Source organism: uncultured Victivallis sp. (assembly GCF_944391105.1).
GTDB lineage: Bacteria > Verrucomicrobiota > Lentisphaeria > Victivallales > Victivallaceae > Victivallis.
Genome location: NZ_CALXSK010000031.1, coordinates 1 through 19,202, shown reverse-complemented (window position 1 = coordinate 19,202; position 19,202 = coordinate 1). Strand labels below are relative to the sequence as shown.

The 19,202-nt window shown below is 57.3% G+C and carries 19 protein-coding genes and 1 tRNA gene; 4 read left to right on the top strand and 16 right to left on the bottom strand.

Annotated features, from left to right (window positions below):
* Position 1 precedes the first annotated feature (1 nt).
* From Q0K10_RS10335 to Q0K10_RS10325, 3 genes are all read right to left on the bottom strand, one after another.
* Positions 2–595, bottom strand: a complete 594-nt coding sequence (locus Q0K10_RS10335; RefSeq protein WP_294506651.1) for an aminodeoxychorismate/anthranilate synthase component II — start codon at positions 593–595, stop codon at positions 2–4.
* Positions 596–612: 17 nt separating this feature from the next.
* On the bottom strand, positions 613–2,082 hold the full coding sequence (gene trpE / locus Q0K10_RS10330) for an anthranilate synthase component I (RefSeq protein WP_294506649.1): 1,470 nt from the start codon (positions 2,080–2,082) through the stop codon (positions 613–615).
* 159 nt (positions 2,083–2,241) lie between these two features.
* Positions 2,242–2,487, bottom strand: coding sequence for a hypothetical protein (locus Q0K10_RS10325; protein ID WP_294506647.1), 246 nt, complete (start codon positions 2,485–2,487; stop codon positions 2,242–2,244).
* Between the two features lie 65 nt (positions 2,488–2,552).
* On the opposite strand from Q0K10_RS10325, the gene Q0K10_RS10320 reads away from it, so the two are divergent.
* Both Q0K10_RS10320 and Q0K10_RS10315 read left to right on the top strand, forming a co-directional pair.
* Complete coding sequence (locus tag Q0K10_RS10320) at positions 2,553–3,674, top strand: sialidase family protein (RefSeq protein ID WP_294506645.1); 1,122 nt, start codon at positions 2,553–2,555, stop codon at positions 3,672–3,674.
* Between the two features lie 108 nt (positions 3,675–3,782).
* A complete protein-coding gene (locus Q0K10_RS10315; protein ID WP_294506643.1) occupies positions 3,783–5,165 on the top strand; it encodes an MATE family efflux transporter in 1,383 nt (460 codons plus the stop codon).
* A gap of 67 nt (positions 5,166–5,232) precedes the next feature.
* Here the strand turns inward: Q0K10_RS10315 and Q0K10_RS10310 are convergent, their stop codons facing one another.
* The 12 genes from Q0K10_RS10310 to Q0K10_RS10255 all read right to left on the bottom strand — a co-directional run bounded on the left by Q0K10_RS10310 (position 5,233) and on the right by Q0K10_RS10255 (position 17,267).
* Positions 5,233–6,084, bottom strand: a complete 852-nt coding sequence (locus Q0K10_RS10310; protein ID WP_294506641.1) for a class I SAM-dependent methyltransferase — start codon at positions 6,082–6,084, stop codon at positions 5,233–5,235.
* Positions 6,081–7,268 (bottom strand): N-acetylglucosamine-6-phosphate deacetylase, encoded by a 1,188-nt coding sequence (nagA, locus tag Q0K10_RS10305; RefSeq protein ID WP_294506639.1) that lies wholly within the window; start codon positions 7,266–7,268, stop codon positions 6,081–6,083. Before nagA ends, Q0K10_RS10310 begins: the two co-directional genes overlap by 4 nt.
* A gap of 34 nt (positions 7,269–7,302) precedes the next feature.
* The gene (locus tag Q0K10_RS10300; protein ID WP_294506637.1) at positions 7,303–8,634 is read right to left on the bottom strand and encodes an HlyD family type I secretion periplasmic adaptor subunit; all 1,332 of its coding nucleotides are present in this window, start codon (positions 8,632–8,634) and stop codon (positions 7,303–7,305) included.
* Positions 8,631–11,198, bottom strand: coding sequence for a peptidase domain-containing ABC transporter (locus tag Q0K10_RS10295; RefSeq protein ID WP_294506635.1), 2,568 nt, complete (start codon positions 11,196–11,198; stop codon positions 8,631–8,633). Before Q0K10_RS10295 ends, Q0K10_RS10300 begins: the two co-directional genes overlap by 4 nt.
* A gap of 65 nt (positions 11,199–11,263) precedes the next feature.
* Positions 11,264–11,620 carry an STAS domain-containing protein gene (locus tag Q0K10_RS10290; protein ID WP_294506632.1) on the bottom strand — a complete coding sequence of 119 codons (357 nt, stop codon included), beginning with the start codon at positions 11,618–11,620 and terminating at the stop codon, positions 11,264–11,266.
* Positions 11,621–11,625: 5 nt separating this feature from the next.
* A complete protein-coding gene (locus Q0K10_RS10285) occupies positions 11,626–12,042 on the bottom strand; it encodes an ATP-binding protein (protein ID WP_294506630.1) in 417 nt (138 codons plus the stop codon).
* Positions 12,043–12,102: 60 nt separating this feature from the next.
* Positions 12,103–12,711: a MarC family protein gene (locus tag Q0K10_RS10280; protein ID WP_294506628.1), complete on the bottom strand. Its 609-nt coding sequence runs from the start codon at positions 12,709–12,711 to the stop codon at positions 12,103–12,105.
* 19 nt (positions 12,712–12,730) lie between these two features.
* Positions 12,731–13,240 (bottom strand): 5-(carboxyamino)imidazole ribonucleotide mutase, encoded by a 510-nt coding sequence (purE, locus tag Q0K10_RS10275; RefSeq protein WP_294506626.1) that lies wholly within the window; start codon positions 13,238–13,240, stop codon positions 12,731–12,733.
* Between the two features lie 11 nt (positions 13,241–13,251).
* Entirely contained in the window at positions 13,252–13,518 is a 267-nt protein-coding gene (locus tag Q0K10_RS10270) for a DNA-directed RNA polymerase subunit omega (protein ID WP_294506624.1), read from the bottom strand.
* A gap of 88 nt (positions 13,519–13,606) precedes the next feature.
* Entirely contained in the window at positions 13,607–15,322 is a 1,716-nt protein-coding gene (locus Q0K10_RS10265; RefSeq protein ID WP_294506622.1) for an acyl-CoA dehydrogenase family protein, read from the bottom strand.
* A gap of 18 nt (positions 15,323–15,340) precedes the next feature.
* Entirely contained in the window at positions 15,341–16,351 is a 1,011-nt protein-coding gene (locus tag Q0K10_RS10260; RefSeq protein ID WP_366942994.1) for an electron transfer flavoprotein subunit alpha/FixB family protein, read from the bottom strand.
* A 19-nt stretch (positions 16,352–16,370) separates the two neighbouring features.
* Positions 16,371–17,267 (bottom strand): electron transfer flavoprotein subunit beta/FixA family protein, encoded by an 897-nt coding sequence (locus tag Q0K10_RS10255; RefSeq protein ID WP_294506618.1) that lies wholly within the window; start codon positions 17,265–17,267, stop codon positions 16,371–16,373.
* A 171-nt stretch (positions 17,268–17,438) separates the two neighbouring features.
* Between Q0K10_RS10255 and Q0K10_RS10250 the strand changes: the two genes are divergently transcribed.
* Both Q0K10_RS10250 and Q0K10_RS10245 read left to right on the top strand, forming a co-directional pair.
* Positions 17,439–18,386, top strand: coding sequence for a hypothetical protein (locus tag Q0K10_RS10250; protein WP_294506616.1), 948 nt, complete (start codon positions 17,439–17,441; stop codon positions 18,384–18,386).
* Between the two features lie 131 nt (positions 18,387–18,517).
* Positions 18,518–18,592 (top strand) — tRNA-Met (locus Q0K10_RS10245).
* 284 nt (positions 18,593–18,876) lie between these two features.
* On the opposite strand, the gene Q0K10_RS10240 is transcribed toward Q0K10_RS10245, so the two are convergent.
* Positions 18,877–19,202, bottom strand: a 326-nt coding sequence (locus tag Q0K10_RS10240; protein ID WP_294506614.1) for a hypothetical protein, incomplete at its 5' end; no start/stop codon positions are given.

Sequence of the window (19,202 nt, the reverse complement as noted above, 5' to 3'; positions counted from 1 at the left end):
TTCACCTCCTGCCGCGCCGATATTCCGCGACCAGATCAAGAAAATTCGCGAGCTGCCGTTTCCCGGTCGTGGTCAGAATGGACTCGGGGTGATACTGAATCCCCTCAACGGGAAGCGTTTTGTGGCGGATTCCCATGACCTCCCCGTCCTCGCTGCGCGCGGTGATCTCCAGCTCCGGCGGCAGCGTATCTTCCGCAAGCGCCAGGGAATGGTAACGAACCACTTTGACTTTCTGTGGAAGTCCCCGGAACAAACCTTTGCCGTCATGCGTGATTTCGGAAACCTTTCCGTGCATAATGCGTCCGGCATTCACCAGCTTCATGCCGAATGCCTCGCCGATCGCCTGATGACCGAGGCAGACTCCGAGCAGCGGGATTCCGGCCTCGACCGCCCGGTGAATCAACTCCGGCATGATCCCGGCCTCGGCGGGACGACCGGGACCGGGTGAAAGAACAATCGATTCCGGGCGCATCGCGAGCGCCGCCTCCGGCGTGATCGCATTGTTGCGACGGACTTCGACTTCGGCACCAAGCTGCTGGAGATACTGCACAAGATTGTATGTGAACGAATCAAAATTATCAAGCATCAGAATCATGATCTCACCTCTCTCAATCAAAGTTCAAGATTCGCGGCGGCAAGCCGGATCGATTTCAACATGGCGGCGGCTTTGTTGCAGGTTTCCTGGTATTCCGCGGCGGGATCGGAATCGTAGACAATTCCGGCTCCGGCCTGGATCTCCATCTTCCTGCCGTCGAGGATGATTGTGCGGATCGTGATCGCCAGATCCATGTTCCCGGTGTAGCTGAAGTAACCAACCGCGCCACCGTACAATCCGCGCGGAGCCGGTTCAAGGTCGCGGATGATCTCCATCGCCCGGATCTTCGGCGCACCGGAGAGCGTCCCGGCGGGAAACGCCGACCGCACGAGATCGAACGCATCACACCCCTCCCGCAGCAACGCCTCAACCGTCGTAACCAGGTGCATCACATGGGAATAACGTTCCACCGTCATGAAGTCTTTGACCTGAACGCTGCCGGGAAGCGCGACCCTGCCGAGGTCGTTGCGGGCGAGATCGACCAGCATCAGGTGTTCAGCGCGTTCCTTCTCGTCACGCAGAAGTTCGTCTGAGAGCGCCATGTCCTCCTCCCGATTCTTCCCGCGCGGCCGGGTTCCGGCGATCGGGCGCAGAATCGCATTGCCGTTGTCGAGCTTGCAGAGCGTCTCCGGCGAGGAGCCGATCAGGATTCTGCCGCCGATCTTCAGATAAAACGTGTACGGTGACGGATTCACCATGCGCAGCGCCCGGTACAACTGGAGCGGAGGAATGGAATTCTCCGCCGTAAACTTCTGGGAAAGAACAACCTGAATGATATCTCCATCATAGATGTGCTTCCGCGCCTTCCGGACCATTTCCATGTATGTCTCACGACCGCAGTTCGAGATGAGTTCCGGAGCTTCCGGACGGTCGGAGAGCCGGATGACCGGCGGGCGGCGCAACCGTTCCGCGAGTGCGGCGATCCGGGTCACCGCATGGTCATACGCGGCCTTGAGCGTTTCGAACTCCGCCGGGCGCACGCAGACGCAGAGCATCATCGTATGTTTCACGTTGTCGAAGATGATCGTCTCGTCCGTGATGAGCATCGCGCTGGTCGGCCCTTCAAGGCCCGGTTTCGGTTCAGGCAGCGTCTCGAACTCCCGAACCGTCTCGTAATCGAGATACCCGACCGCGCCGCCGAAGAGCGGAGGAAGTCCCTCCACCGTCGCGGCCTGAATTCCCTGCAACACTCCGCGGAGCGCCATGAACGGTCCGTCCGGCATCGGCAGCTCCCGGCGCCCTGCGGCATCCGTCAGATACGCCCGGCCGTTCTCGACCGTGAATACCCCGTGCGGATTCACTCCGAGGAACGAATATCGACCGAACCGCTCCCCCGCCTCGACGCTTTCGAGCAGAAAGACGTTGTCATCATCCGCCAGGCGCGCAAGCACCGAAACCGGCGTCTCCAGATCAGCGATCAGCGTCTCCACCACCGGAATGAGGTTCGCGCCTTTCGCCAGCTCCCTGAATTCTTCAAAACTCTGCATTTCGATTTCTCCTTTTATCCGTGATTCTCTGAAATTTCGACACAAAAAAAGCGGGCCCGCAATCATACATGATCGGACCCGCCATAACCGGCACTGTTCGTCAAACCGCCGGAATCTATGTTATCTTTTATCCCTGATACAATCTCTCTTGCTCCGGCTTCAACGCACGCAAAAAACAGCCATGGCGGGCTTTCGCCACTGCCATCGCCAACCCTTGACAAGCTTGTATGCCGGACGTTTCAAAATAAAAACCTCAATCCATAATGAAAAACTATTTTTAAATATGGCACAAAAAAATGAAATTGCAAGTCTGATTTCAAAAAAAATCAATATTTCCGGTACATATCCAATTTCCGATGAAACCTGACAAACCGTAAAGAAATTCCACTTTTCGTTTCTTGACATCCTCTCTTTCTCCTGTATAATATGAGAGAACCCGACATATGCAACCCCACAGGAAAGGTCTGAAAATGAAGAAATATTCGCTGGCCGGATTCCGCCCCGCGCCGATCACGGAAAAAGAGGCCGTTGCGACCCGGCGCCATCAGGGAATCCCGGGGATCGAGCGTCTCGATTCGGGACGACTCTTCGCGACCTGGTACGGCGGCGAACTCAACGGAGAAGGACCCGGCAATTATCTGGTTCTCGCAACCAGCCGGGACAACGGACTCTCCTGGAGGGAGATCCAGATCGTCGCGCCGGACGGTGCGGAAGAACGGGCTTTCGATCCGACCCTGTGGCTCGATCCGGACGGCCGTCTCTGGTGGAGCTGGAGCCAGTGCGTCACCACCGGCATCTGGGATATCTTTGACGGGCGATCCGGCGTCTGGGTCGCCGTCTGCGACGATCCCGACACCGACTCCCCCGTCTGGAGCGCCCCCCGCCGCATCGCAGAAGGGGTCATGATGAACAAACCAACCGCCCTCTCCGACGGCTCCTGGGCGTTTCCGACCGCGCTCTGGGGAATTTATCCTGATAAACTCGATCCGCAATACACCGCCATCGCCCGTTCAAACATTTCCGTCACTCGCGACAAAGGGCAAACCTTTGAACTCATAGTCGGACCCGACATCCCCAACCGCGGTTTCGACGAACACATCCTTCTTGAACAACGCGACGGAGTCTGGCGCATTCTCGTGCGCACCCACTACGGAATCGGCCAGGCGTTCAGCGACGACTGCGGCAGAACCTGGCGCGATATCGGCGACTCCCGACTCGGCGGCCCGGACTCCCGCTTCGCCCTCCGCCGCCTCAAATCTGGAAAGCTCCTGCTCATAAACCATCAGACCCCGCTCCCGCTTCCCGGCGAGACTCCCGCCTTCCAGCGCGAAAAACTCACCGCCTGGCTCTCCTCCGATGACGGTGCAAGCTGGCACGGCCGGCTCCTGCTCGACGAACGTCCCGGCGTCTCCTACCCCGACTTCACCGAAGGCAACGACGGATTCCTCTACTGCGTCTACGATCGCAACCGCTGCGGACGGGGCGAAATTCTGCTCGCCAGATTCACGGAACAGGATGTTGAAGCAGGCGAATTCATCACTCCCGGCGGATTTCAACGCGGCCTCATCAGCGCTTTCCCCATAAAAAAATAGCAGAAAAAACGATCTCCCGCAGGAAATCCGAACAATTCGGGGTTATATTGTATACAATCACACGGGAGCGGTCTCCCGCGTGGTTGTATTTTTTTTCAGGAGATTTTCATGCGTTCACAAACAGAGAAACTCGGCACGGATCCAGTCATGCCGCTGCTGCTTCGCCTCGCGCTTCCCTCCATGGCGGGGCTCATCATCGGAAACTTGTACGTCATTGTCGACCGCATGTTCGTCGGGAACTACGTCGGCGCCACCGGACTGGCTGCGATGAACGCAGCCATGCCGATTTCGATGATCATCTTTGCGATTTCGATCCTGATCGGACGGGGGACCGCGGTTCTCTACTCGATCGAACTCGGCAAGAAAAACTATGAGGAGGCACAGAAGTTCTTCGGAATGTCGATGCTGATCTACCTCATCGCCGCCGCGGTCATCACATCCGCCGGCCTGATTTTTCTCGATCCTCTGCTGCATTTGTTCGGAATTCCGCCGGAAGCGCTGCCTTATGGGCGCAGCTATCTCTCGGTCTCGCTTTACGGCACGATCTTTGTGATGCTCGGATTCCAGAACAATCTGATCCGGGGAGAAGGTTACTCGGGGCTCGCGATGTGGACGCAGGTGATCGGCGCAGTGATGAACGTCGGACTCGACTGGCTCTTCGTCGCCTGCTTTGAATGGGGGATGGCCGGAGCGGCGTGGGCGACCGTCATCGCCCAGGGAGCGTCGGCACTCTGGGTCATGTGTTTTTTCCGGTCTCACCGAAGCATTTCGAAACTGGATGTACGCACCTTCCGCTTCTACGGGAAGGAGTATCTGTGGCGAATCCTCTACAACGGCTGCTCACCGTTCGCGATCAATGTCGCAGGAAGCGTGATCTGGACTGTCCAGAACCACATGCTGCTCAAGCACGGCAGCCTGCTGGCCATGTCTGCTTTCGGCGTGATCCTGACCGTCAACCAGCTGCTCATGGGTCTCGTCTTCGGCGTCTGTATGGGCATGCAGCCGCTGGTCGGGTACAACACGGGTGCGCGGAAATATCACCGCGTGCTGAAGAGCTTCTACTGTTCGATCGCACTGGCGGCCCTCTTCGCCCTGATACCATATTTCTGCGTGCAGGTGTTCGCACACCCGATCTTCACGCTCTTCGTCGGCGCGGACGAGACCGAACTGATCCGAATCGGCGTCTATTCCATGCGCCGGTTCCTGCTGCTGCTGCCGATCGGATGCGGCAGCATCCTCATCTCGCAGTATTTCCAGAGCATCGGCAAAGCGCCGGTCGCGCTTTTCATCGCGATGACCCGGCAGCTGGTTTTCCAGATTCCGCTGATCCTGCTGCTGCCGCTCATCTGGGGATATGACGGCGTGCTCTTCTCGGGGCCGCTCGGAGATGCGATCGCTTTCGTCCTCGCGTTTTTCATCATGAGACGGGAAATTGTGAAGCTGAGGAAACAGGAGCGCTCAGAAGACGCCGCGGAGAAAGCCGCCGCCTGAAAACCGGAGAGAGGGGCGTTTCAGCTCGAACGTTCCCCTCCGACTCCCGCCGGCAGCAGAACCGACGTCATCCACGATTGTGCGCGACCGTGTAGCGGACCGAGATTCCGGCAGGCAGTTCACGTCCGGTCGATTCGGGGATCGTCATCTCAAATGATTCGAACTCCCCTCCCCGGCCGCACGCCTCCACGAGCAGCCGCTCAAGCACACGACAGGAGAATCCCGGCGAGTGGCACGAAAGAATCACCGTGAACGGACGCCCCGGCTCGCGCAGCTGGTTGCAGACATTCAACAGTTTCGGAAGATCCTCCTCGATCTTCCAGAGCTGCCCGCTCGAACCGCGCCCGAAAGTAGGCGGATCAAGCGCAATGAGATTGTAACTGTTGCCGCGCCGCAGTTCGCGCTGAGTGAACTTGTTCACATCGTCCGCAATCCAGCGGATCGTCGAAGGGACTTGCGGATTGAGCGTCAGATTCTCCTTCCCCCATTCGATCATGCCGCGCGATGCGTCAAGATGGCAGACCGACGCTCCCGTCGCCGCCATCGCCATCGATCCAACGCCGGAGTAGCCGAAAAGATTCAACGCCCTGACCCCCTCTTTCAGTCCGGAATCCGCCGAACGGAAGAAATCCCAGTTGCGATACTGCTCGGCGAAAAAGCCGAGGTGACCGAACCCGGTCGGTTTGATCTTCAAAGTGAAACCGCCCCACTCCGCCATCCATGATTCCGGCAGTTTTCGCCGGAAGCTCCAGTGTCCGCCGCCGGAACTGTCGCGGGTGAACACCGCATCGGCGGCTTCCCACTCTACGCGCGGAAGCCCCGGCCGCCAGAACGCGTTCAACGCGGGACGAACCAGCCGGAACTCGCCGACCTGTTCGAGTTTCTGCAGATTCCCGCTGTCAAGAAGTTCGTATTTCATCTCTCCTCCGCACGGTAGACAATCTGCCCGTTGCACACCGTTAGCAGCGGCCGGTTGGTTCTGCGCTCGTAAATCGCCAGATCAGCGCGGTGTGTCGGCATCAGAGTCCCGCGATCATTCAGATGGAACGCATTCGCCGGATTGCAGGTGACCGCCGAAGCGGCCTGAAGTTCCGTCAGATGCCCTCCGTTCATGAGAGAGTGCCAGCCCGTATCGAGCATCGTGGTCGTCCCGGCCAGGATTCCCTGCTCCGTCTGGGAATATCCGTCCCGAACCCGGATCATGGAAGGACCGATCCGATATTCGCCGTTCGGCATCCCCGCCGCCATCGTGCAGTCGCTGATGCCGACGAGTTTCGACGACGTCTTGCAACGGCACGCCAGATCCACCATGCGTGGATTGATATGCCGCCCGTCGATGATCAGCTCAACCGTAACCCGGTCGTCCGTCAAAGCGATTCCCGGTAACCCCATCGCCCGCTGATGCAGCGGCGGCATGCCGTTGAAGAGGTGCGTACAATAGGACGCCCCCGCGTCGATCGCACGCAACGTCTGCTCCTCGTTCGCGATGCTGTGTCCCATCGACGGTTTGACGCCGTATTCGAGCAGCAGCTCCACAAGCTCGGTTGAATGCTCCAGCTCCGGAGCGAAGGTCATGACCTTTACCAGCCCGTTCCCCGCTTCAATAAGTTCGCGTGCAAAGCCGAGGTCGATCGGAACAATCGACTCCTCCTCCTGCGCACCGCGTTTGGCCGGATTGATGAAAGGCCCCTCCAGATTGATCCCGGCGGCATCGGCGCCCGGCAGCACGGGCTCCATCACTTCGGCCAGTCGCCGGAGGTTGGCGATCATCGTCTCACGCGGCGCGGCAACCACCGTCGGAAAAAACGACGTAACTCCACGCTCCGCAAGCAGCCGGCTCATCGATTCGATCGACTTCGGGGAGAGATCCACCGACGACGCGTCGAACCCGCCGGCTCCGTGAATGTGCGTATCGATGAATCCCGGCGTCAGATAGGCGTCCATGAACTCATGCACTTCAAGTCCCGGCTCCATCGAAAACGCGGAAATGCCGCCGACCGCCAGAATCCGGTCGTTTTCGCAGAGAACGGCGCCGTTGTCGATCCGCCGCTCCGGTGTGATCAGATAATCGGCGTGAAACAATCTGCGCACCCGATTTTTCATTTCATCCCTTCTCCCATATTCTGCCGGCGAACGATCACGGCTCGCGCATCGATTCGTCAAGCGATTTGATCAGCGGATGGATCAGATATTCGATGATCCGGCGTTCGCCGACCTTGATCTCCGCCTGACACTCCATTCCGGGAATCAGGCGGAAATCATCTTTTACATTCCGCAGATGTCCGGAAAGCGTGATGCGCGTCCGGTAATATGTCCGGGCACTGCCCGGTTCCCCCTGCTGTTTTTCGAAGGAATCTTCCGAGATTGTCCGAACCACCCCGTCAAGAGTCCCGTGTTTCTGGAACGGAAACGAATTGAGCTTCACCCGAACCTCGGAGCCGATGTGCACCCTGCCGATATCCTGCGGACGCACTTCAGCCTCCAGCTCGATTTCGCTGTCGAGCGGCACAAGCGTAATGAGCGCCTCCGCCTCCCGCACAGCCGAGCCGACCGGGAAACTCGCAATTTCATGCACCATCGCATTGCACGGTGCCCGCAGAACGTCATACGTCAGCTGTGCCTGGCTTTTGTCGTACTGCTTCTGGGTGCTGGTCAGTTCGCGCTGCACGCTCACAAGTTCCGTCGAAATGCTGTTGCGCCACTCCTCAATGTAGGAGTTCTTGCTTGCAATCGCGGTCTGCTCCTGGTGCTGCTGTTCAACAAGAGTATTGCGCAGATTGATCACCGACGCCTCCAGCTCCATGCGCTGAATCTGAATTTCAAGCGTCTCCTTCAGCGAAACGGTATTTTTCTCCTGCAGCTCCGTGAACATAAGTTCAATCCGCTTAATCGCCTCAAGCTGCTCTTCCTGTTTGGCAAGACTCTCGCTGGTCGTATGTTGCGACGCCTGAATCTGCTTGATGCTCTGATCGTAATAACGGATCTTCTCCTCGTAGAACTTCTGGCGCTGATCATAAATGGCCTTCTGCCAGACCTGATCCTCATTCTGCGGATCGGAGACTTCGTACTTCAGATGTTTGAACTCCGCGAGCAGCCGATCGACCTGCGCCCCGAGCGTGGAGAGCTCCGAGGCGAGCCGTTCCGCTTCCGCGACATTCATGACCGGATCGAAGGTAAAAAGAATCTGATCCTTCTTCACCACCTCGCCGACCTTCACATTGATGCTCTTGATGACGGTCCGCTCCAACGGTTTCATCACGATGTTCGGGCTGTCCGTCACAAGTTTACCCTCCGCGGTGACAACCATGTCGACCTTGCCGAACGTCGCCCAGACGACCGCCCCGGCCATGAAGAGAAACGCGCTCCAGATGCCGTAGCGCGCCCACCACGGAAGACGCTCGTGCTTGATCTCCAGAGCATCCGGCTGAAATTCAATCGCCTTGCGGCAGAGTTTTTCGTTTTCGCTCATTTGCTCAGGTTCCTTTCCATCTGCTGATGCCAGAAGTCACGATAGATGCCGTCATGCGTGAGAAGTTCGCGATGCGGCGCAAAATCGGTCTTGACTCCCTTGTCCATCACCAGGATCCGGTCGGCACCGCTGACGATGCTGAGCCGGTGTGAAATAATCAGGACCGTCCGTCCCTTCGCAATCGCCGAAAGATTTTCCTGAATCACGTTCTCGCTCTCCGGGTCGAGCGCGCTGGTCGCTTCATCGAAAATCAGAATCGACGGATTCGTCAGCAGCGCCCGCGCGATCGCCAGACGCTGTTTCTGTCCGCCGGAGAGATTCGACGCATTCTCCTCGAGCATGGTGTCATATCCCTTCGGCAGATTCGAAACGAATTCGTGCGCACCGGCGAGACGGGCGGCGAAAATAATCTCCTCGAGTGTCGCATTGCGCTTGGTCAGACAGATGTTGTCGCGAACCGTCCCGTTGAAGAAGTAGTTCTCCTGCAACACCACGCCGATGCTCGAACGCAGATGCGCCTTGTCGATCTCCCGCAGGTCGATTCCGTCGATCTTGATGAGGCCGGATTGAACCGGGTAGAGTCCCTGAAGCAGTTTCGTAAGCGTCGTTTTGCCCGATCCGGAACGTCCGACGATGCCGATCGTCGAGCCGCTCGGAACCTCCAGATCAAAATTTTTGATGACCTGCGGCGTATCCGGCCGGTATTGGAACGTCACGTTCTCAAACGAGATATTTCCCCGGAGCGGATTCCGAACCCCGCCGCCGGCCGGTTCGACCGGCGTATTCATGACCACGCCGAGCATCCGCACCGACAGAGCCACCTGCTGATATTCGTGAATCAACCCCACGAGCCGCACGAGCGGCCCGGTGACCCGGCCGGCAAGCATCTGGAACGCGATGAGTGCGCCGATGCTGATCTCATGCCGGAACACCAGCAGTGCCCCGAGCCAGATCACCGAAACCGTCATAAGCATCTCCAGCGCCTGGCTGATCGTCCGCGCCGTCATCGAAATTTTTCCGACCCGGAAATAGGATTTGATCGCATAGGCGGTCGAGTCATTCCACGCCTTCTCCTCAACCGGTTCGATCGCCAGCGACTTCACCGTGCGGATTCCGTGGATCGATTCGACCAGCATGCTCTGGCGCTTTCCCTCCGCCTGATAAAGCTCGTTCAAACGGCTCTGGAACGGTTTGATCAGAAGCGCAATAACCAGCGCCATCAGCACCGAATAGCCGATCACCACAAGCGTGAGCTCCACACTGTAAAGAAGCAGGAACGGGATGAACACCACGAGGCTGAAGAGTTCCAGCACGGTGAAGAAGAGATTTCCCGAAAGAAATCCGCGAATCTTCTCCGTCTGCTGCATGTGCTTGAGCAGCACGCCGGAAGGCACCCGCTCAAAGAATTCGATCGGCAGCCGCATGAGGTGTTTGAAGGTCTTCGTCGCAGTCGAAATATCGATCTTGTTCGTCGCGAACAAGAGCAGATAGTTGCGCAGATATTCGAGACACGCATTGAAGAGAATTGCCGCGACGATGCCCACCCCGAGCACGTTCAAAGTCTGATAGGTGTTGTTGACCAGCACCTTGTCGACGACGATCTGGAAGAACAGCGGCGTGATGAGCGCGATCGCGTTGATCATCAGAACCGCCATCGCAATCTGGCCGAAAAGCCCCTTGAGTTTCAGGAATTCCGGAATGAACCAGCGCAAGCCGAACGGCTGCTCCTCATCGGCGAGCCGGTAAACCCGCTTGACCAGCAGAGCTTTCCCCGCGGATATCTCCTCGAACTCCTCCCGCTTCAGAAACTGGAACTGCTGCCCCGGGTGATCGGCCTGAAACGCCGGGTCGACCAGCACAACCTGGTCGTACGCCCCGTCCTCCGCCTCCACATGCCGCAATCCGCAGATCACGTGATAGGAGCCGTCCTTTTTCATGCCGAGGAATGGAAACGCCTTCCCCATGCGGGCGAGATCTTTCCATTTCAACTTGATCCGCTTCGTCTTGAGGTTGTTTTCGGAAGCGATCTCCACAAGTTGCCGAACGGAAACCTCCCCTTCCCCGACCGCGTAATCGTGCAGCAGCCGCCGGATGTCCATCGGAATGTTGTGATGCCTTCCGATCGCCGTGAGTCCGAAAAGCGAACTGTGTTTGCGGTTGTCGACCGCCTGAAGCTGCCGGAAAATCAGAACCGGCCCCTTGAGCTTCTCCTTCAACTGTGAAACCGGGACGCTGATCAGCGGACTTTTCCCCTTGACCAGCGGATCGTAAAGAGTGACGGCTTCTCCTTTGATCTGCTTCAGATTCACCGCGCAGACCCAGTTTCCATTTTCCAGTTCAAGAAGCGCCGGCCCCTGATAGGTATCCACCAGTTCCGCAACGTCCTTGTGTATTTCCGGCTCGAGCTGAAGTCCCGCTGCAAGCGCCTGAAGCCCCCGGGCCGGACTCTCCTCAAATTGAGCCTTCAGCTCCGGAGTGAGCAGCGCATCGAAATTGATGTCGCGCTTCAGGTTTGCAGCCAGATTGCGCAGACACGCGATCCCGCTGGTAACAGATGCTTCCACGAAAGAAATCCCTTTCCTGCAAAGGTTTTAATAGATTCTGAATCAAAATTCCAGGAACAACCCGCCTACTCAGCCGACTCAGGCCCCGATTCAGAAAGCGCCTGAACTCCGGCTTCCGGCCCGGGAAAAAGAGCGAACAACGTTGAAAAACCGCTGATCTCAAACACGTCAGCCACCTCTTTGCGAAGCGAACAAAGCCCCAGAGCCCTGGAGGAGGCTCTCGCCTGCTTGGCCAGGACAAGAAACACCCGCAACCCGGCGCTGCTCACGTATTCCACCTCTTCGAGATCCATCAAGAATCCCCTGCTCCGGGCCAGTTCGGCCGCAAGTTCCCGTTCCGCCGCGGGTGAGGTTGCGGAATCGAGCCTCCCGGACAGCCGGGCAACCGTCACCCCGTTTTCGTTCTGAAACACGATTTTCATTCCGGTTACTCCCCTCTGCCGATCCGGAGCGTCAGAACATTCCGCCCCTGTTCCCGGCGATATTCCATCGATCGCACCATACTGCGAACCAGGTAAACTCCGACTCCGCCGATGTCACGCTCCTCAACGTCACCCGACGGTGGCGGCTCAGCCGCAAGCGGATTGAACGGTTTCCCGTCGTCACGCAGCGTAAGCACCACTTCCGAAGCGCCGAATTCGATTCCGATCTCAATCACCCGTTCGCCCGGAACGTCGTAGCCGTACAGGATGATGTTTCCCGCCATCTCCTCAAGCGCCAGATCGAGCGTGTAGCGGGACTTCTTATCGAGCTGCAGATACTCCGGCAGCCTGCGGATCTCCTCCGCAAGCAGCATCAGCTTATCAATCTCATTCGGCAGTTTGAACAGAAAATTCCGCCCCATGTCCTCCGCTCCCGCGATCGTTGATTCACCATCCGAAATGATGCCGCTCCTTGCGCGCCATCAACTTTCAAGAATATTCTTCACGCCCTCGAAAATAATCTGAGAAGCAAGCGCAGCCAGAAACAATCCGGTCAGTTTGCTCAGAATATTCAACCCCTTTCGTTTCAGAAGCCTTTCGAGTCTGTCCGAAAAAAACAAGAGCGCTCCCAATGCGAAAACCGCAAAGATGATTCCGAGAATTTCAGCAATGCGCACTTCCGTGGAGGGAACCCCTGCTCCCATCACGAGCAGTGTACCGACCGTGCCCGGCCCGACCGTGTACGGAATTGCCAGCGGAACCACGGAGATGTCACCATCGTCATCGGCCTGCCGCACTCCGGTCGGGACTCCGCCCCCCCGGACAACCTCGATTCCACTGAGCAGCAGCACAATTCCGGAGCCGATCCGGAAGGCATCGAGCGTAATGCCCAGATAGCGGAAAATCTGCTCCCCGAAGAGATACAGCACCATCGCAATCACCAGCACGGCAACCGTCGTCCGAACCGCCAGTCTGCGCCGCGAAATTTCAGGCTCGCCACGCGTCAACGTCACGTAGACGGACAAGACGAAAAACGGCGTCAAGAGAAAGAATATCTTGACGAAAACTCCGATGATCGCACTGACCGTCATTTCCGCCTCCCGTTTCCGCTTACCGGTTCTTCAATTCGTCCTGAAGTTCACGGTCCGCCTTCAGCACCTGTTCGGTCTGGCGCCGGCGGAATTCCTTGAGTTTCTCAGCCAGAGCCGCATCGGAAAGGGCAAGAATCGACACGGCATAGAGAGCCGCGTTCTTTCCTCCGGCCTTGCCGGCCGTCACGGCAGCGACCGGAATTCCCGGCGGCATCTGCACGATCGAGAAAAGCGCATCGAGCCCGTTGAACGGCTCCGATGCAATCGGAATCCCGATCACCGGAAGCGTCGTATGGGCAGCGACCACCCCGCCGAGATGAGCGGCCATTCCGGCGGCACAGATCACAACCTTGAATCCGTTCGCCTCCGCTCCGGCGGCAAATTCGGCCGCTTCCGTCGGCGTCCGGTGGGCGGACAGGGCATGCGCCTCATATCCGATCCCGAATTCGTCAAAAATCTTGAACGCTCCCTCCACCACGGGCAGGTCGCTCTTGCTGCCCATCAGGACAGCCACAACCGGCTTGCTCATTCCTCTCCCCCTTACGCTTCGTTTTCAGGAGCGTCATTTTCCGCTCCCAGCGTCGGCAGGGCGGAAGAAGACTCACCCGGCGTACCGAATTCGTAGGTCAGAAGTCCCTCGGCAATTTCCAGCAGCGCCCAGTCGAGATAATTCTCGGAGTCGCATTTGATCATCGGACGGGCTCCGAGAGCGAGCTGCTTCGCACGCTTCGCAGTGACGACCGACAGAATCTGCGGATCCGGAATCATCTTCTTCGCACGCGCCAGATAGGCATTATTCATACTCATAATTTGTGCTTCCTCTTTAAATATCGCAAGCGAAACGCCCGTTTTCCGGGGCGTTCCGCCGCGATGGTTACACTATTTTCCGCAACTCTCAGTAATCGATGATGTCGCGATTGTTGTCGATCAGCGTCACATCGCCGGACATGACGCGCATAAAGCGCTTCTCGAACTCCGGAACCGCGTCGAGGACCCAGCGCTCCGCGATCGCGGCACGCTCTTCGCACTTCATTGCGTCACGCAGCAGCAGCAGTCCGACGAAAATATAGGTCTCCATCTCCACAAGGCTGCGCGCCATGAGGTCGTGGTAAGCCTGATCCTTCTTCTCGGCGACAAACGCAACCGCCTTGAGCTGGCGCTCATGCAACTCCATGACCTTGTCGCGCAGACGAGCCAGTTTGCCCTGGAAGTCCAGCGAGGCGAGCTCTTTGATCCGCACGTCGTTGTCACGCTGGATCACTCCGCCGATCGCCGCGACAACCTGAAGCTGCGTCGTGCCTTCATAGATGTTCGTGATGCGCGCATCGCGGTAGAAGCGTTCGACATTGAAATCCTTCATGTAGCCGGTGCCGCCGTGGATCTGAATCGCATCGTAGGTCACCTGGTTCGCCATCTCGGTCGCGAGAGCCTTGCACATCGGCGTCAGAACGGCGGCGACCTTGTTGTAGTACTTCTGCTTCGCACGATCGTCCGCAGTGGCTTCTCCGCGCTCGACCAGATCATTGTAGCCGTTGCGCAGGTCGACCGTGCGGGTCGTCTCGTACAGCAGCGCACGAGCAGCAGTGAGCTTGACCTTCATGTTCGAAAGCATATCGTAGATCGCCGGGAACTGATCGATCGACTTCTTGAACTGCATACGTTCAGAGGCGTACTTGCGCGCCTCACGGTAAGCGGCTTCCGCGATGCCGACCGCCTGACCGCTGATCGCGACGCGAGCCCCGTTCATCAGGCTCATCACATACTTGATGAGGCCGAAACGGCGCTTGCCGCAGAGCTGCGCCGGAACGTCGTTGTACTGCAGTTCGCAGGTCGCGACGCCATGGATTCCGAGCTTGTGCTCAATGCGGCGGACGACGAGCTGCGGGCATTTTTCGGCGATGAACATCGACAAACCGCGGCCGTCGGTCGTCCCCTCCTCCGAACGGGCCAGCACGAGGTGAACCTGCGCGCAGCCGTTCGTGATGAACCGCTTCATGCCGTTCAGATACCACTGCCCGGTCTTTTCATCCTGCCAGGCGCGCAGCCGGACCGACTGAAGATCGGAACCGAAATCAGGCTCCGTCAGGTCCATCGAACCGTCGAATTCTCCGGAGGCGAATCCGGGCAGATACTTCTGCTTCTGCTCTTCCGAGCCGAAGAAGCTGATCGTCTCGGCGATGTCCTGCAGCCCGAAGATATTCTGAAGCGAACCGTCGGCGCGCGAAACCATCTCGGTCATCATCGTGTAGACCGAAACCGGGAAGTTCAGTCCGCCGAAGCGGTGTTCCAGCATCACACCCATCACGCCGGCCTGCTCCAGATCCTTCAGGTTCTGAACCGTCAGCGGATGATAAGTGACTTTGCCGTTCTCGAAGTGCGGGCCTTCCTCATCGACCGTGCGGCTGCGCGGCTCGATGCGGTCGCCGCAGATTTCGCCGACGATTTCGAGCACGCGGTTGTAGTTGTCGAGCGCATCCTCGAACGAGGTCGGCGCATTGTCAAACTCCTGCGCAAACTTGTAGTTCTGCTCGCGCAGGGAAGCCACTTCGGTCAGGTCGAGATTATTCAGCGTGAAGACCAGATCGCTGTTGTCTTTGAAAAAGTTAGCCATGATTGGAATCCACCCCTCTTACGCTTTGGCCTTGAAGGCTTTGATCATTTGCGGAATCACGGTATTCAGGTCGCCCACAATCGCGTAATGGGCGGTGCTGAAGATCGGCGCGCCGGGATCGGTGTTGATCGCGATGATCTTCTTCGACTCCTTCATACCGGCAACGTGCTGAATCGAACCGGAGATGCCGCAGGCGATGTAAAGACGCGGACGCACGGTCACGCCGGTCTGCCCGACCTGGTGATCGTGGTCGATCCACCCTGCGTCGACAGCGGCGCGCGAAGCCCCGACTTCCCCGCCGAGCGCTTCCGCCAGCTTGTAGATCAGCGAGAAGTTCTCCTTGCTGCCGACCCCGTAACCGCCGGCGACGATGATCTGAGCTCCTTTGAGATCGACTTCCTTGTCGGCACGGACGCGCTCAAGCACCTTCACGACGGTTTCGACGTCGGAGAGAGCGGGCTTGACCTTCACAACCTTCCCCTTGCGGGTCGGATCCGGATTGTCCATCTTCATGACGCCCTCGCGCACGGTCACCATCTGCGGATCGTCCCAGGTGTTCACGATCGTCGCGATGATGTTGCCGCCGAAGGCGGGACGGATCTGCATGAGCTTGTTTGTGTAGCTCTTGTTGTTCTTCTTGTCCTCGAAGTCGTCGATCTTGAGATCCGTGCAGTCGGCGGTGAGGCCGCCGAGCTTTTCGGAGGCGACGCGCGGCGCAAGTTCGCGCCCCTTCAGCGTCGCGCCGAAGAGCAGAATATTCGGTTTATGCTCCTTCACAAGGTCGACGATCGCCCGGGCATACGGCAGAACGGTGAACGGCTCAAGCCGCTCATCCTCAACGAGGTAGACCGTATCGCAGCCGTAGCTGTACAGCGTATCGACGCAATGTTCAACTTTGTCGCCGAGCAGCAGTGCTTCGGTTTTGACGCCGAGCTTCGAGGCGAGTTCGCGACCCTTGCAGACGAGTTCAAGGCTCACATCGGCGATTTTCCCGGCTTCCTGCTCGATGAAAATCCAGACATTTCCCATTTTTTCAGACATGATGTGCTTACCCCAGAGTGTGATCGCTGATGAGTTCGTGAATCAGAAGGCTGATGCCTTCGTCGGTCGCGGGAACGCTCTTGGCTTCGCTCGCTGTGAGCACCACGCTCATGACGTTCTTCACCTTGGTCGGAGATCCCGGGAAACCGATCCGGCCAGGATCCGCATCGATGTCCTTCGCGGAGAACTCGCGAATGAGCAGCCCGTTCTTTTCGAGCTTCTTAAGTTCCTCGTCCAGCGCCGCACCTTCGGTGTAGTTCGCATTTGCATACGATTTCGCCACTTCGGACGCGGTCTTTGCGCGCTTGAATTTCATAAGTTTCTTGGCATTCATCGGACGCGGCTCGTTTGCGTCAATGACGGTCAGGAGCGCCGGAGTCGGGCTTTCGAGCACCTCATAGCCGCCTTCGATCGCGCGGCGGACAACGACCTTGCCCTTCTCGAGACTCCGAACCTCTTCGACATAGCAGAGCTGAGGAATCTTCAGCTTTTCCGCGATCTGCGGACCGACCTGGGCGGTATCTCCGTCGATGGCCTGCCGACCGCAGAGGATCAGATCAAACTTGCCGAGCTTCTTCGCGCAGCAGGAAAGCGTGTAACTCGTCGCGAGCGTATCGGCTCCGGCGAGAGCGCGGTCGGTCACCAGGACCGCCTCATCGGCTCCGCGATAGAGCGCCTGGCGCAGCACCTCCGCCGCGGCCGGCATTCCCATCGTTGCGACCACGACGCGCGCGCCGTAACGATCTTTGAGCTGCAGAGCCAGTTCCAGCGCATTCAAATCCTCCGGATTGAAAATCGCCGGGAGCGCGGCCCGGTTCACGGTCCCCTCCGGCGTCATTGCATCGCCGGAGATGTTCTGGGTATCCGGAACCTGTTTGACGAACACGAGTACGGTATAACTCACAGTTTCGACTCCCACATTGTTGTTGTTTATGGTTCGTGTGCAAATACAGCAAATCGTAGTAATATACCGCCGTACGTTCAAATAGCAACCCCTGTGGAACAGCTTTTTTTAAAAAAAACGCACTTCAGACGCTTGCCGGAATCCGTAAAGAATGGTATACTATAAGCCATCATGGTAAAAGTTGCAGACAAAATCATCTACATTCAGGACCCAGACGGCAGCCGGACCCCGTTCGATCCGCTGACTCTTCAGACGCGGCTCATCAACTGTTTTCTGACCGCGGGACTGCGGGAAAACAGCTATATGGCCGAAGATATCGCGCTCGCGGTCGAATACACGCTGTTGAACAGCAACCGACCCGAGCTTGTTTTCGGTCAGGGGGAGCTTGCCGCCGCCGTCGTCCGGATGCTGGAAGAGACAGGTTTTCCCGAAGTTGCCGCTCTTTACCGCCGCACAAGCGGCGAGCGGCGCGTTGCAATCGACTCGGATCCGGCGTCGGTCGCGGGGCTGTTGCGGAAATTTCTCGCATGTTCCGACGAGGCGTTTTTTGACCGGATTGCGGGGGAAGTCACGCACGCGGCCCGGACGCTCGGGATCACCGAGGCGGATCCGCACCTCTATCTGGAGCTCGCGCGTCACTATGAACGCAGATTCGCGCTTGAAGGAATCGCGGGAGATCCGGTCGCCCGTCTCCGCGGGCGCACGGCTGCGACCAGGGAAGAACTCTCGGCCGTGCTTCCGGCCGAAGCGCGTGCACTTGTCACGCAAGGAATCTTGCGGGTCAACGAGATCAATGAAATCTTCTCGCGCATCCGTTTTTTCTTCATGATGCGGCCATTCGCACAGAAATTCAATCTGAGCGCGCCTGTAACTGAAATGGAAATCGAGCCGCTGCTCTTTCAGATGAGCCGGACGCTTGAACAGGCTCGTGCCGCCATCGAAAATGCGATCCAGCTTCCGGAACCGCTGCCGGTTCAATTGTCGATTCCGGACATGTCGCAATTCATCACCGAGTTTTTCGGAGTGGAACAGGAAAAATCGCGCCGGCTTGCAGACGAACTGGCGGAAACGCTCTGCTTTGAATTTAAAAACGGCATTTACAAGCTCACCGTCAACTGAAGGCCGGGAATCCTGCTGACTCTTTTCATGCAGAGATTCCGATTTGAACGCCGGAAGCTCTGAAAAAGCGAAATTTTTCGTTGCCGGGCCTTGAAAAAATCAGGCTTTCATGTTATATTTAGGATAAACAGCGCGGGGTAGAGCAGTGGCAGCTCGTCAGGCTCATAACCTGAAGGTCGTTGGTTCGATTCCATCCCCCGCTACCACTTTTGTCTTCGTCTCTTCTCCGTTTTGAGCCATAAATCAGAGCTCCTTCTGAAGTTGAATAGAGGGCAGCTGAAAGATCTTCAATTTGAGATAAAATAGGTCTCGAAAGCCATATGCCTGGCGGATGAGTGCGCAAAATATCGGACACTACCGATGGACAGAATCTGGCGATCCTATATTCATTTGCTGCAATTTGCAAAGCAAATGGAATTCCATTCCGAAAATGGCTGGAAGATGTTCTTCCACGTTTGAGTTGTATATTGTTTGCAATATCGCATCTGCATTACTGCCTCACTTGTTTGTTTAAAATCCCGCATATTCCATCCCTGATTTGAACGGCATCCTCATATGTATAAGTTATAATAATTTCTTTACAAGTGATAGTGATTCTTGGATACGGTCCGTATGTATTATTGCATGAGATTTCAATATTTTTAGATGAATCTATAATAGATCGCAAAGAAACAACCCCTTGAGGTGCTATTTCAACGATAGGAATTCCATATTGTGTTTCATACTCAGAAGGTGTTAATTTCTTGAACTGAGCCGCTAGCGCGGCAGGGAAAGCGAAACGAGAATATCCAAATGAAGAAAAATCGCTGGTGATTT